9 protein-coding genes are annotated in these 14,026 nt (G+C 50.2%); 3 read left to right on the top strand and 6 right to left on the bottom strand.

Annotated features, from left to right (window positions below; translation table 11 throughout):
* Positions 1 to 54: 54 nt before the first annotated feature.
* Positions 55 to 2,640, bottom strand: coding sequence for a type I DNA topoisomerase (topA, locus tag A9165_RS15005; RefSeq protein ID WP_065956489.1), 2,586 nt, complete (start codon positions 2,638 to 2,640; stop codon positions 55 to 57).
* A 220-nt stretch (positions 2,641 to 2,860) separates the two neighbouring features.
* On the opposite strand from topA, the gene astB reads away from it, so the two are divergent.
* Entirely contained in the window at positions 2,861 to 4,201 is a 1,341-nt protein-coding gene (gene astB / locus A9165_RS15000) for an N-succinylarginine dihydrolase (RefSeq protein WP_065956488.1), read from the top strand.
* An 82-nt stretch (positions 4,202 to 4,283) separates the two neighbouring features.
* Here astB and A9165_RS14995 read toward each other — a convergent pair whose 3' ends face one another.
* Positions 4,284 to 6,536 (bottom strand): Ig-like domain-containing protein, encoded by a 2,253-nt coding sequence (locus A9165_RS14995; RefSeq protein ID WP_065956487.1) that lies wholly within the window; start codon positions 6,534 to 6,536, stop codon positions 4,284 to 4,286.
* A 166-nt stretch (positions 6,537 to 6,702) separates the two neighbouring features.
* On the opposite strand from A9165_RS14995, the gene A9165_RS14990 reads away from it, so the two are divergent.
* A complete protein-coding gene (locus tag A9165_RS14990; RefSeq protein ID WP_008949749.1) occupies positions 6,703 to 8,043 on the top strand; it encodes a dicarboxylate/amino acid:cation symporter in 1,341 nt (446 codons plus the stop codon).
* 67 nt (positions 8,044 to 8,110) lie between these two features.
* On the opposite strand, the gene A9165_RS14985 is transcribed toward A9165_RS14990, so the two are convergent.
* The 3 genes from A9165_RS14985 to A9165_RS14975 form a co-directional block, all read right to left on the bottom strand.
* Entirely contained in the window at positions 8,111 to 8,827 is a 717-nt protein-coding gene (locus tag A9165_RS14985; protein ID WP_255365743.1) for a thiopurine S-methyltransferase, read from the bottom strand.
* A complete protein-coding gene (gene sohB, locus A9165_RS14980) occupies positions 8,781 to 9,779 on the bottom strand; it encodes a protease SohB (protein WP_065956485.1) in 999 nt (332 codons plus the stop codon). Before sohB ends, A9165_RS14985 begins: the two co-directional genes overlap by 47 nt.
* 143 nt (positions 9,780 to 9,922) lie before the next feature.
* Positions 9,923 to 12,292 (bottom strand): VolA/Pla-1 family phospholipase, encoded by a 2,370-nt coding sequence (locus A9165_RS14975; RefSeq protein ID WP_065956484.1) that lies wholly within the window; start codon positions 12,290 to 12,292, stop codon positions 9,923 to 9,925.
* A 225-nt stretch (positions 12,293 to 12,517) separates the two neighbouring features.
* Here A9165_RS14975 and A9165_RS14970 point away from each other — a divergent pair, with 225 nt between their 5' ends.
* Positions 12,518 to 13,270 (top strand): YciK family oxidoreductase, encoded by a 753-nt coding sequence (locus tag A9165_RS14970; protein WP_039925608.1) that lies wholly within the window; start codon positions 12,518 to 12,520, stop codon positions 13,268 to 13,270.
* Positions 13,271 to 13,335: 65 nt separating this feature from the next.
* On the opposite strand, the gene A9165_RS14965 is transcribed toward A9165_RS14970, so the two are convergent.
* Complete coding sequence (locus A9165_RS14965) at positions 13,336 to 13,863, bottom strand: H-NS histone family protein (RefSeq protein WP_065956490.1); 528 nt, start codon at positions 13,861 to 13,863, stop codon at positions 13,336 to 13,338.
* Positions 13,864 to 14,026: the final 163 nt, after the last annotated feature.

Raw genomic sequence — 14,026 nt, 5'->3', positions numbered from 1 at the left:
CAGGACTTTGTCAGCAGTCTGAGGGGCCTTAGCCCCTGTTACTGTTAGTTAGTCTTACTTACTGCTGACCACCCAACGCCCATTTTCATACCAGGCCGACCAGGCTGTGGCTTTACCATTTTGCTCCGTCATCACATATTGTTGTTTGGTCTTGCGGCTATAACGTACAATCGCCGGGTTACCCTGTGGATCCTGCTCCGGCGCTTCGGCCAAATAATGGAACTTCGGCGATAGCCGGTCTTTAAAGCGTTTTAACTCGCTGACCAGAGGTGCCCGGGTTTCGCGGGATTTCGGAAAATTCGCCGCCGCCAAAAACACCCCTGAGGCGCCATCACGCAACACAAAGTAGGTATCTGACTTTTCACATTTCAGTTCCGGCAGATGCACCGGATCTTCTTTTGGCGGTGCTGCTTCGCCGCTACGTAACAGCTTACGGGTATTTTTACATTCACTGTTGGTACAACCAAAATACTTACCAAAGCGGCCGGATTTCAGCTGCATCTGAGCACCACATTTATCACACTCGATCTCCGGCCCTTCATAACCTTTCAGTTTAAAGGCCCCTTGTTCGACCTGATAACCATCACACTGCGGGTTATTACCACAGACGTGTAGCTTCCGGTGCTCATCCAGCAGATAAGAATCCATTGCGGTGCCACATTTTTGACAACGTTTTTTCTGCCGCAGCGCTTCGGTTTCCAGCTCGTCATCAGCCACCAACACCGCCTCTTCACCCGACACCAGGTTCATGGTGGTGGTACAGCGCTCTTTTGGCGGTAAGTTATAGCCTGAGCAACCGAGAAATACCCCGGTAGAGGCGGTACGGATCCCCATCTGCCGGCCACAGGTTGGACAGGCAATATCGGTTAATACAAACTGATTCACCCGCATACCACCGAGCTCAGGCTCCTGCTCGGCGGTTTTCAATTTTGCGTTAAAACCCTGATAGAACTGGTCCAGTTCTTTACGCCAATTTAATTGCCCTTTTGCAATATCATCGAGCTTCAGCTCCATATTGGCGGTAAAATCATAGTTCATCAGATCATCAAAGTTTTCTACCAGACGGTCGGTAACGATTTCTCCCATTTTCTCGGCGTAGAAACGCTTGTTGTCAACCCGCACATAGCCGCGCTCCTGAATGGTAGAGATGATAGCAGCATAGGTCGACGGCCGGCCGATGCCCCGTTTCTCTAACTCTTTAACCAGACTGGCTTCGCTAAAACGGGCCGGCGGCTTGGTAAAATGTTGTGCCGCATGCAAATCAACCAGCGCCAGACTCTCTCCGGCTTTAACATCCGGCAATTCCAGCTCTTCTTCGCCTTTGCGCTTTACCGCCGGTTGCACCCGGGTCCAACCGTCGAAGCGCAATACCCGGCCTTTGGCTTTTAACTCAAAATCCGCGGCTGCGACAGTGATATTGGTGACATCGTACTGCGCTGCTGGCATCTGACAGGCAACAAATTGACGCCAAATGAGCTCATAGAGCTTTTTCGCATCGGCTTCCATATCGCCAAGTGCTGAAGCCAGAACAGACACATCTGATGGCCTTACGGCTTCGTGCGCTTCCTGTGCGTTGGCTTTGCTGCCGTAACTTACCGGCTCTGCCGGCAAATAGGCGGCGCCAAATTGTTTTGCAATATAATCACGGCAGCTGGATACCGCTTCCGCACTTAAATTGGTGGAGTCAGTACGCATATAGGTAATGTGGCCAGCTTCATATAAACGCTGCGCCAACATCATGGTTTTCTTCACGCCATAACCCAAACGGGTACTGGCTGCCTGCTGTAGCGTCGAGGTAATAAAGGGCGCTTGCGGTTTGCTACTACTGGGCTTATCTTCCCGCTCCAGCACCTGATAGCTGGCCTGCCGTAATATGCCAAGTGCGGCATCGGCCTGGGCTTTATTAACCGGATTAAACGCTTTGCCGCCTTGTTTCACTACTTCCAGCGGCAGTGCCTGCCTTGCCTGGGTCAGTGTATCGGCATCAATACTCCAATACTCTTCGGGCACAAAGGCTTTAATTTCCCGCTCCCGCTCGACTACCAGGCGTACCGCTACAGACTGCACCCGCCCCGCAGACAGGCCCCGGGCGACTTTTTTCCACAGCAGCGGCGACACCATAAAGCCAACAACCCGGTCCAGAAAACGTCGCGCTTGCTGCGCATCAACCTGATCCAGGTTCAACTCACCCGGCTGTTCAAACGCCTGGGTAATGGCATTTTTGGTGATTTCGTTAAATACCACCCGCTTAAATTTTTCAGGCGTACCGCCGATCACTTCGCGTAAATGCCAGGCAATGGCTTCCCCTTCACGGTCTAAGTCGGTTGCCAGATAAACGGTATCCGCCTTTTCTGCCAGCGCCTTGAGCTCTTTAACGACTTTTTCTTTACCCGCTAGAATTTCATAACGCGCTTTCCAACCGTGCTCGGGATCAATGCCCATCCGGTCAACCAGCGCCTGATATTCTTTCTCGGCTTTACTTAAGCTTTTATCGGCGCTTTTGGCCTTGTCTTTACTGCTGCTACTGGGTAAATCCCGGATATGCCCGACACTGGATTTCACGACAAAGTCGTTACCCAGATACTTATTTATCGTTTTTGCCTTAGCCGGTGATTCAACTATTACCAGTGATTTTGCCATTTTTAATCCAAAGATCCTTAGCATTTGGCCGTAAACGGCGCCCCTTTTTAAACGTATATCCGCAAACCGCTGTTGTGACAAGTGCTCAAACTGATTATTATGCCTGTTGGCTGGTTTTTTCGCTGAATCGACCAGTCTCTGACCATAACAAAATGAAGCACATGATCCCGCGACCGTAAAAAAAACAAAAACAGCGTCGCCACAAATAAGGATAAACTTAATGCAAGCTTATGAAGCCAATTTCGACGGCCTGGTTGGGCCGACGCACAACTATGCCGGTTTATCAGTAGGCAATGTTGCCTCACTAAACAATGCCCGTAATACCTCCAGCCCCAAGCAAGCCGCCAAACAAGGACTGCAGAAAATGAAAGCCCTGCATGACCTTGGCATGGTACAAGGCGTGTTAGCGCCGCAGGAGCGGCCTGACATTGCCGCGCTGCGCCGGCTGGGTTTTACTGGCTCTGATAACGAGGTTATTACCCAGGCGGCCAAACAGGCGCCGGAAGTTTACCGGGCGGTCTGCTCGGCGTCCAGTATGTGGACCGCCAATGCAGCGACAGTCTCACCCAGTGCCGATACCGCTGACGGTAAAGTACACTTTACTCCGGCTAACCTGACCAATAAATTTCACCGCTCGTTAGAGCCGGAAACAACAGGCCGGATTTTGCGTGCCATGTTCAGTGATCAGCGCCACTTCGCCCATCACCAACACTTGCCAGATAACGATCACTTTGGCGATGAAGGCGCTGCTAACCATACCCGCCTGTGCAGTGATTACGCCAAAGCCGGCGTCGAAATCTTTGTTTATGGCCGTCACGCCTTTGATAGCAGTAAGCCGGCACCGTCGAAATATCCAGCGCGGCAAACCCTGGAAGCCTGTCAGGCCGTCGCCCGCTTACATGGCTTAAGTGAGCATGGCACCGTCTATTTACAACAAAATCCAGCGGTAATTGATCAGGGCGTGTTCCACAACGATGTTATCGCTGTGGGCAACCGCAACGTGCTGTTTTACCATCAACAAGCCTTTTTGGATACGACACAAAAACTGTCTGAGATCCGGCGTAAATTTGGCGACGACAGCAGCCTGCACTTTATTGAAGTGCCGGATCAGCAAGTGTCGGTTGCCGATGCGGTTAATACTTACTTATTTAATACCCAGCTGATCAATTTACCCAACGGCGAGATGGTGATTATCGCGCCAACCGAATGTCAGGAACATGCCGGTGTACACCGTTATCTGACCGAGTTATGCCAACAGGATACCCCCATTCGCCAGGTAAAATACTTTGATGTTAAACAAAGCATGCGTAATGGCGGTGGTCCAGCCTGTCTGCGGTTAAGAGTGGTCCTGAACGAGCAGGAGCGCCAGGCCGTTAACCCTGCCGTGCTGATGAATGAGCAGCTATTTGCCACGCTAAATAGCTGGGTTGATAAGCATTATCGCGACCAGTTAAGCGAAGCGGATTTGGCGGACCCACAGTTAATGATTGAGTCCCGCACCGCTTTAGATGAGCTGACGCAAATTCTAAAACTGGGGTCGGTATATAGCTTCCAGCGTTAAGCATAATTACCGCCGACATTAACTCGTCGGTGTATTGATACAAAAAAGGAGCCAAACGGCTCCTTTTTTGTGGACGAATGTACTAATTTGGATCCGAACAGGTTAATGCTTCACCAAATGGATTCCGCGGAGGCTGAACCGTCTCTTGGGTTATATCGGCTGCTGCGACATCAAGAGGATACTCCCTGTAACTAATGTTTTCAGTTCCTCCGGCAAAACCTGATACCTGCAACCTAACGTCAAGCCAAGCCCCAACATCTCGAGGATAAGTTACATGAAACACTGCGATACCATCGGCATTAGAAGACACGGTTCTGGGCACTGTTGCCAAATTACCAGGAGTAAGTTGACCATCACCATTTTCGTCCTCGCCGTCATCTAAAATACCATTGAAATTTACATCTTCATTACCACAAAAATCCTCGATAGTCGATTTAACTGGAATAAAGTATTTAAAACTTTCAGGCGGTGTCGGAAAAGGCTTCCATTCCCCCTTTCGATACCGAACTGGAACAACAGCTACATTTAAAGGCTGATTTGCAACTGGGTTACCAGAACTATCAGTAACGATAATTGAAAACTCTTTTCTGTAAAGACTAGCCGAAGGAGACTCAATAATATTGCCAGTGCCAAATCTAAAAAAGAGTGTTCGACCGCCCACACTAATATCTGTTGAGTCAGATATCGTGCTGTTACCACCTACCGAAGCTTTCACAACTAAGTTGTTACGGTTAATACCGCCACCAGTATTTTGATCGGCAGTGAATGAGGTAGTTGCAACACCCTGAGAGTTGGTTACTGCCGTACCCGCAGTGATAGAGCCACCGGCACTGTTATCCAGTGAAAATGCGACTTGCTGATTCTTAACCGGGTTATTGTTGGCATCACGCACAATAGCGCGGATCGCACTACTATCACCGGGAACGACCTGTGCCGGAAACGCCTGCACTTCGATCTTGGTGGGATTGGTCGCGACAAACTCAATCACTCGCTGGGTATTAACCTCGTTGTCACCACCGCGCGCTGAAATGGTCGCTAGACCGGCAAAGGCAGACTGAACAAAGACCTCCGCCCGACCATTTGTTCCCGTGGTGTTCTCGGTCACGACCTGATTAGTGGCCAGACCGGCAGCCGTGTTGGCAATAAAACCGCGCGTGGTAGAAAACAGTACATTACGATTGGCATTGGGAACATTGTCGGTTAACCATTCCAGAATCATCGATGTTGGCGTGTTTAGTGGAAACTCCGGGATTTCTGGCTGCCCCGCCTGCGGTAAAAACACAAAGCTGTCAGCTTTAACGCTGATGGCAAACTGCTGATTAATACCCAGTGCCGACACAGTTAAAGTATCATTACCGCTGGTAGCCGCATCATACTGTACAGTCACCTGACCATTAGCTCCCGTTACCGGGTTGGTGACACTCAGCGGGTTACCGAGCGCTGAACTTACCGTTAATTGTTGATTGGGGATCCCCTGCCCTGCAGCATCCTGCAGCGAAAAGTTCAGTGACACTTTATCACCTAACACTACAGCTGATGGCGCTACGGCTTCTAAGGTTGTACCTACCACTCTGACCGTAACACGGTCTTCAATGGTGCCGACCCGGGCGGTAAGATTAATATCGCGTAAAGATTTATCAATCTGACTGGTTAATCGGGCTTTCGCGACGCCATCCTGCTCTGTTTCTGCGGCAACAACGATTAGCTCACCGGAGTCTGCAGAGAAAGTCACTGGAACGCCGGCAAGTAACACATTATTGCGATCACGTACCAAGGCAGATAACTGGATGCCATCGGCGGCACCTGAGCCTAACTGAGTGCGATCGACGAGCAGGCGCACACTGGCGATATTCACGCCGGTTTCACCGCCGCCATCACCGGCTGACGTAAAACCAACAGCACGACTGGCACGCACGGTGCTACCCTCGTTTGCACTCTCAGAGTAGCTGGCGACCAGGCTACCAGCACCACTGGCGCTACCAACTGCCAGGGTAATGGTCGCCACCCCACTGGCATCGGTCAGGGCCGTGCCGGTCGACGTCGACAAGTTAGCTAAACCTGGAGGGTCAATCGCAAAAGCAATAACTTTACCGGCAACCACCGCATTCTGTGTCGCCGTAAGGGTCGCCCGTACCGTAAGCGGTTGACTGGCCGACAAACTGGTAGCGGCTGCCCCACTACTATTTAATAGTTCAAGCTGTAACTGATAGACTGGCGCTGTACCACTGCCGCCGCCTCCCCCGCTACCACCGCCGCCATCTAAGGTTCCTCCCCCACCACAGGCGGTAAGGGCAAACATAACAAACACAACCCAGAGTTGCCGGATCTTCAGCATGAAAACTCTCCCTAGCACTTTCTTATATAGTTTTGTTAATTCTGTATCTTAAACTAATAAATATCCAGCCGGCAGCGATATTTAAAAAAAATTATTCCCTGACTGCAAAGCTGCCTGACAACCTGCTACCCTAGGAACCTTTGCGAACAAACTGATTTTCAGCCTTATGACAACCAAAAAAAAACTTAGTCTCACCAGCCGCATCGTAATAGGTATGCTTGCCGGTATCGCTGTCGGTATCTTCTTTCAGTTTATTCTGGCCGGTGCTGAAGAGCGCCAGCTATCTCTGTTGGGGCTGTCGATACCGCTGCGCGCCTTCTTTGTCGATGGTATCTTTCATATTGGTGGTGAGATCTTTATCGCCAGCTTGCGGATGCTGGTAGTGCCGCTGGTGTTTGTATCCTTGGTCTGCGGCACCTGTTCTTTATCCGATACCAGTAAACTGGGGCGGCTTGGCGGTAAATCGATTGGGCTTTATCTGATCACGACCGCGCTGGCAATCAGCCTGGCGATGGCCTTGGCACTGCTTACCGGGCCTGGCGTGGGGGTTGAGCTGCAGGCTGAGTCGACCTTTGATGTCAGTGCCGCACCGTCACTGGCGCAGGTGTTTATCAATATCTTCCCAACCAATCCTATCCAGTCGATGGCCTCTGGCAATATGCTACAGATTATTGTCTTTGCATTACTCTTTGGTATTGCCATGGCGCTTACCGGTAAAGCGGGAGAGCGTCTGGCGGGGATCTTTAACGATTTAAATGAAGTGATACTGCGCCTGGTCACCATACTGATGAATCTGGCACCCTATGGTGTGTTTTTCCTGTTAGCCAAACTCTTTACCTTTATCCGCTACGAGACCATCCTCAACCTCTTTATGTATTTTATGGTGGTTTTAACGGTGCTGCTGGTACATGGCTTATTGGTTTATCCGGTTATTTTAAAAGCGCTGACCGGCTTAAACCCGATTATCTTTTTAAAGAAAATGCGCGAAGCCGCACTTTTTGGCTTTAGCACTTCCAGCAGCAGCGCCACCTTACCCATCACGATGGAAACCGTAACCAAAAAGCTCGGTGTAAAAAATACCATCAGCTCTTTTACTGTGCCTCTTGGCGCCACCATCAATATGGACGGCACGGCCATTATGCAGGGTGTTGCCACCGTCTTCATTGCACAGCTATTTGGCGTCGACCTTAGCTTTTCTGACTTTTTAATGGTGATCCTCACGGCAACACTGGCGTCAATTGGCACTGCCGGAGTACCGGGTGCGGGTTTAATTATGTTAGCCATGGTACTGCAACAGGTGGGGCTGCCGGTTGAGGGTATCGCGCTGATTATCGGAGTGGATCGCCTGCTCGATATGACACGCACTGCGGTCAATATTACCGGCGATGCCATGGTGTCAGTCGTCGTCGGTAAAAGCGAGGGCGAGTTTGATGAAAGTGTCTTTAACGATCCGCGCGCTGGCTTAAAAGAAGAAAGTATCGACTTTCATCACCTGCGCGATTCCTGAGCGTAACAACGCAGGAATAGCAATGGCAGCTCGCCATTGCCAGCGCGTGTTGACACGTCAACACGCGCTATTCTATTAACCAAATTTTTTCCCATAGTTGACTGGTCGCCAAGCGTCGGCGGCCAAATCCCTGACCGGTAATATCCTGGCTTTGCAGCAACGTGAGCTGATAGCCTGAAAATAGTTGCGCTAATTCATCCGGCAATACCGCAAAAGGTGGCCCCTGACGCTCTGCCTCCGGATATTCAAGACTAATCAACAACAGCGAGGCGCCCAGCGCCAACCACTGCTTTAATTTATCTGCATAGGCCCGGCGCATCGGTGCGGGTAAGGCAATCAGCGCAGCACGATCGTACAGCAGCGCCGAGCGCTGGATTAATGCCGCCGGCACCTGAAAGAAGTCACCCTGCCAAAGCTCTATGTCTGTGCTTTGATAATGCACAAAGTCCGGCGCAGCAGCGGGTGACCTATCCACTGTCACGCCAAGCCCCTGTTCGCTAAAGAAATCATGGCAGGCAATAGGTGATAGCTCGAAACCTGTTACCGGCAAAAACTGGCGACAAAACATCAGATCCGGACTTTTACCGCATAATGGCAGCACTATGCTGTTTAGTGCACCCGCTTTGCTGGCAAGCACCTCTGCCAGATGTGCCTGTAATAACGGATGGGGTTCTGCGAGCTGAAAACCAAGCTGCTGCAGTTGCCAGCATTGATGCCAAAATGCCTGTTCCATTAGCTTAATGCCAACGCCACTGCTGTAGCTTCTGCCACAGGGCCGTGCCAAAGCTGACTCCCGCTGTACCCAGTTTTTCTGACAGACGCTTTTTCTGGCTGTATTTAACCTGCAGTACCTGTCGCTGCTGGCAAGCCTGGCATAAGTAACTATCACTGGTACTGATTTCATCAATCAAACCCAGCTCCAGCGCCTGGTAACCAAACCAGTGCTCACCGGTCGCCACTTTATCCAGCGTTAAGGCTGGCCGATGCCGGGCAACGAAAGCTTTAAATAGCTGATGGGTCTCTTCTAATTCTTGCTGGAATTTTTGCCGGCCTTTATCGGTATTCTCGCCGAACAAGGTGACGGTACGTTTAAATTCACCGGCAGTAAATTGTTCAAAATCCACATCATGCTTTTTCAGCAAGCGGTTAAAATTAGGTAACTGCGCAATGACGCCAATGGAGCCGATAATCGCAAAGGGTGCTGCGAGGATCTTATCGGCAACACAAGCCATCATATAGCCGCCACTGGCGGCCACCTTGTCGACCGCCACGGTAAGCGGGATCTGTTGCTGTTTTAGCCGGTCCAGCTGTGACGCCGCAAGGCCATAGCCATGTACCACGCCGCCACCACTTTCCAACTTCAGTAAGACTTCATCCTCGGTGGTAGCAACCGCCAGGATCGCCGAGACTTCTTCGCGCAAGGCTTCAGCCTCATGCGCGTCGATACTGCCATTAAACTCCACCACAAACAGACGTTTGGGTTGCTCAGTTAACTGGTCATAGCTTTTCTGCGCATTCTTCTGCCATTTTTTAAAGGCTTTTTTTGGCAATAAATAGTGCTGTAACAACTCTTGCTGTTGCAGGTAGGCTTCATTCAGATCATGGATCTCAAGCTGGCCTTTGCGGGGGCGCTGTTTCAGCGCGACGCCGGCGATTAACGCAATAATAATGGCCACAGCAAGAACCAGCGTTGCCGCCTTGGCCAAAAATAAACCATATTCGTAGATAAATGCCAAAATATTCTCCTGCTGCCACTGACGTTATTGCCAAGCGAGTTAAAGATGGCTGCTAAGCCGCTATTATGCTTAACTACTAAATCATAAAGCAACAGCCCGGCGCATTCTGCAGCCGGGCTGTTAGGGGTAAGGTCACTCAGACCTTAATTGCCGGCAATAACCGCCGGATTCTGTACACCAATCTGCTTACCGCGATTCAGGAAGAAAGTTACAGTCTGGAACTGCATCTCACCGGTCGCTGCTGCGCTGGATGCCGGGTTCAAAATAGAACTATGGTCACCCGCTTTAAAGCGCGTCAACGCATTACCTGTCAGCGCTACACCCGGTGCCTGTGCTGGTACAGCAGAGGCATTCAGTAACCGCGCCAAAGGCTCAGTACCGGCCAGCGCCATACGGCCCTGAGCCAGAGCGGTCAGCGGGTTAAAGAAGCCATTAGGAATAACCTGATCTGGCTTATTATCCGCACCGTCGCCAACAACCTCAATAATATAGGTTGGAGTACCACCGGCAACCAGCATTTGCGCGTAATTATTCGGATCACCACTGTCTGTTACTGTTTGCGCAGCAAAGGCAAACTGCGTCAGGGTCGCAGTAATACGGTTTAACTGCGCGGTATTACCGGTCTGCTGCAAACTGGCAAGATACTGGTTGACGATTGGCGCTGCACAAGCTGGCCAGGTCGCCAGATTTGCTGCAGAAGGCGTACCACAACCCGTATTAGTGGCAACATAGGTTACAAACTGACTGGTCAGTTCACCACCGGCACCTAACATTACGCTGGCTTTAATCAGCGGACCAAAGGATGGTGAGTCTAATAAGAAGTTAGCGACCGCACCGCCAGGCATCGCCAAAACAGCGGTTTCCACCTTAAAGGCGGCATCTAAAGTTGCATTACCCGTTGGAGCATTCGCTAATGCCACCATACCAGTGCCGGTAATACCACCTAATGAATGCCCCAGGAACTGAATGCGGCTCTTGTCGATGGTCACACCGCTGATATTATTCAGCGCAAACCGCAGTGCCAGCATATCGGCAATACTCTGCCGCAGGTTATCCCGCGTCACCAGCAGGTTTGACAGGTTCATATAGTCGGTAGCGGCATTAGTCGACGCATTAAAGTTAAAGGTGCGATCGGCCGTTGAGAAGCTAAAACCACGGCTGCCGTGTAACGGATGGTCAATAGCAACAGTGGCGAAACCCTGTGAAGCCAGCGTGCCGGTAATTGCCAGCATATCCTCTTTGCGGGAGGTGATACCGTGCTGCAAAATCACCACCGGCCAGCCCTCAGGTGGCGTTGCACCAGAAGGGACGGTCATCTGGACAGATACGTTCTGATAGCTATTAATTTTGGGTATAGTATTAAATTTCGTCAGATGACGGGCACTGTCTACGCCCAAATCACGCAAGGCGCCATTACTGACAGCCTGACAGAAGCCATCATTTTCTGACACTGGTGTCGATGGTTTCATGCTTGGTGGTAAGGCAGCGATAATGGCACCACTATCACAACGCGCCAGCCAGCGTGTATTTAACGGCGCTGTTACGTTCTCAGCAGAGGGTACGCCGAGGAAGTATGGCAGCGTCAGGCTACCCTGATATAAACGGGTGTTCTGAAAGGCAGGAGAGCTAGCGAATGCCGGATTTACTTGAGAAACAGTAAAGCCTGTATCTTGCACCACTAAAGCACCCGGTGCATAACCGGTTGGGGTTGGCGAAGCCATCAGTTGTTTCAGGTTAGCCAGTACCGCCCCGGTAGACTGGGTCGTAATGGCGGCGGAATAAATAATACTCTCAGATGGCAAGCCTTGACCACGCATCGTATTTTCGAAGCTGTTGATCACCGCTTGCAAACCGCGCTGGGATTCTGTTGCCAAAGGCAAAGTTGCCAAATCTTGTTTCACCAACTCATAGGTTGTTGAAGGTTTAATTGCTGCACCTGTGCTGTCTTTTAAGCCATTTGTCAGCGCCAGCAAATAGGTCGTCGCCGCTTCCAGTGGTTTTAACGGAATCACCGCAACACTGTTACCACTGCCAGCAGAAACGAAATCAACGCCATATTGTAATTCAGACACGATCTTACACGCCAGACCACGTGGTACAGCACGGCAAGCAGTATCCGGAGACGCCGGATCACCCATCAGCGCTTTAAATAACCGCACTGAACCTGGTGCTCTGGCGGAGTCCATATTCAAACTTACACCAGCCGGGAAACTCAAAGCGATACTGAATGGGTTTTGCGTTGACCAGCCATCTAATGCGCCAAGCGCAACCTGTGGATTGGTGTAATCAGGCGCGGCACCGGCATCAAGCGTAAGAGTGCCATCGGTAGTACCCTGAAATAATAAATCGTTCGGAACTGAGACTTGCCCGGCGGTAGGATCAAAAACAACCCGGGCACTTGGAATAACATTACCACCTTGCCCGACATCCTGTTTGATGTCGTCTAACGAATCACCACAAGCTGCTAAACCGAGCGCCGCGGTGACAGCAATACTGATTGCCAGCTTCTTCATAATTTCTCCCCTGTCCATCACTGGTATTTTTTTATTGCAAAGCAAAACCTTACTCTGCTTATTTCTGAATTAGGCGGCTGTTAATGACTAACAGCTACGACCAGTTAAAGTTAACTCAAAGTTTTCAAGATCGCTAGAGTAAAAACACAGATATCGTGAAGAAAGGTGCAAAATAGTGTTATTGGGCGTATCCTGTCGCCATTTTTTTTACACGACGAGTCTGTTATGCAAATACCTCAACACTACAGCGCAGTGCCTGGCGTGCTGCAAGATAAAGTGATTCTGGTGACCGGTGCCGGCGATGGTATCGGTAGAACCGCCGCTATGACTTTTGCCCAGTATGGTGCGACCGTCATTTTACTGGGTAAAACCACCAACAAACTCACTGCAGTTTATGATGAGATTGTAGCGGCAGGCTATCCGGAACCGGCGATAGTGCCGTTGGATCTGAAAGGCGCGACCAAGAAACATTATCAGGATATGGCCGCTACCATTCAGGCAGAGTTCGGGCGCTTAGATGGCCTGTTACATAATGCGGGCTTACTGGGCGTGCTAACCCCTTTTGAACATATCGACCTGCCAACCTGGCAGGATATTATGCAGGTTAATGTTACGGCACCGATGCTGATGACACAGGCACTGTTGCCGGTACTAAAGCAAAGCGCACACCCCTCTGTCGTCTTTACCTCTTCCGGTGTTGGCCGCAAAGGTCGTGCTTTCTGGGGCCCTTACGCGATATCAAAGTTTGCCACTGAAGGCTTAATGCAAATTCTGGCTGATGAACTCGATCAAACCAGTTTACGGGTTAACTGCATTAATCCGGGCGCCACCCGCACCAGTATGCGCGCCAAGGCCTATCCCGGTGAAGACGCACAGAAGTTGAAAACGCCGGCTGATCTGATGTGGCTGTATCTCTATCTGATGAGTGATGACAGTATCGGCGTGACCGGGCAGTCGCTCGACGCCCAACCGAAATAACACAGCTTTAAATAACAAAAACCCGGTCATGCCGGGTTTTTTCAGCACTGCTGTAAGGATAAAGCTTAGCGGCTTTGCAGGATCTCACCACCATTGGCTGCAGCCCAGGCATTCCAGATGGCAACTTTCTGATTAAAATTGGCCACCGCTTGCTCTGTGGCTTCAGTAAGTAAACGCTCAATATCTTTGGCAAACTTTTTGTCTACCTTGGCGGCTGGTACCACATCAATACCCCGATCCTGTAGACCTTTTTTCATTGTATGAGTCCGCAATAATTGTAACTTGCCATTCTCAACATAAAAATACTGACTGTCTTTGTTCAGTGTTTTGAATTTTGGTTTAACTGGCTTTTTATCTGAATTCTTTTCTGTTTCAACAGACACCGGCACAACATCCTGTACCTGTTTGTAACCTAACTGCTCCAGTGTAAATCCTTTTTCACGGGCGAAGCGCTCAATCTCGTTGATGGCATCGATCTCTGACTGGCGCTCCGCCAGTACAGTTTGCAGTGTTTCCAGAACATCATTTAACTTAGCTAACGTAAGTTCCTTGGCTGCTTTTTTTAATTCGCGCTTATCAAGTAATATCGACATCTTTGACTCCCGTTTAATAATCCACTTAATCATAACTGATGCACATAATATTGAGAAGCCTTATTATTAAATGACAGCAAGGCATAATTAAACGTCAGGATGTTATTGCATTGATATTCTATTTAATTGCAGTATCGTTACTGAGGTATCCCCAGAAATTTTG

Source organism: Alishewanella sp. HH-ZS (genome assembly GCF_001704375.1).
GTDB classification, from domain to species: domain Bacteria; phylum Pseudomonadota; class Gammaproteobacteria; order Enterobacterales; family Alteromonadaceae; genus Alishewanella; species Alishewanella aestuarii.
The sequence above is the reverse complement of the archived record's forward strand: the minus strand, read 5'-3'. Positions and strand labels throughout refer to the sequence as shown.

Bases quoted from the DNA above. Each gene is read 5' to 3' on its own strand.
- topA (WP_065956489.1), bottom strand. From the start codon at position 2,640: ATGGCAAAATCACTGGTAATAGTTGAATCACCGGCTAAGGCAAAAACG.
- astB (WP_065956488.1), top strand. From the start codon at position 2,861: ATGCAAGCTTATGAAGCCAATTTCGACGGCCTGGTTGGGCCGACGCAC.
- A9165_RS14995 (WP_065956487.1), bottom strand. From the start codon at position 6,536: ATGCTGAAGATCCGGCAACTCTGGGTTGTGTTTGTTATGTTTGCCCTT.
- A9165_RS14990 (WP_008949749.1), top strand. From the start codon at position 6,703: ATGACAACCAAAAAAAAACTTAGTCTCACCAGCCGCATCGTAATAGGT.
- A9165_RS14975 (WP_065956484.1), bottom strand. From the start codon at position 12,292: ATGAAGAAGCTGGCAATCAGTATTGCTGTCACCGCGGCGCTCGGTTTA.
- A9165_RS14970 (WP_039925608.1), top strand. From the start codon at position 12,518: ATGCAAATACCTCAACACTACAGCGCAGTGCCTGGCGTGCTGCAAGAT.
- A9165_RS14965 (WP_065956490.1), bottom strand. From the start codon at position 13,863: ATGTCGATATTACTTGATAAGCGCGAATTAAAAAAAGCAGCCAAGGAA.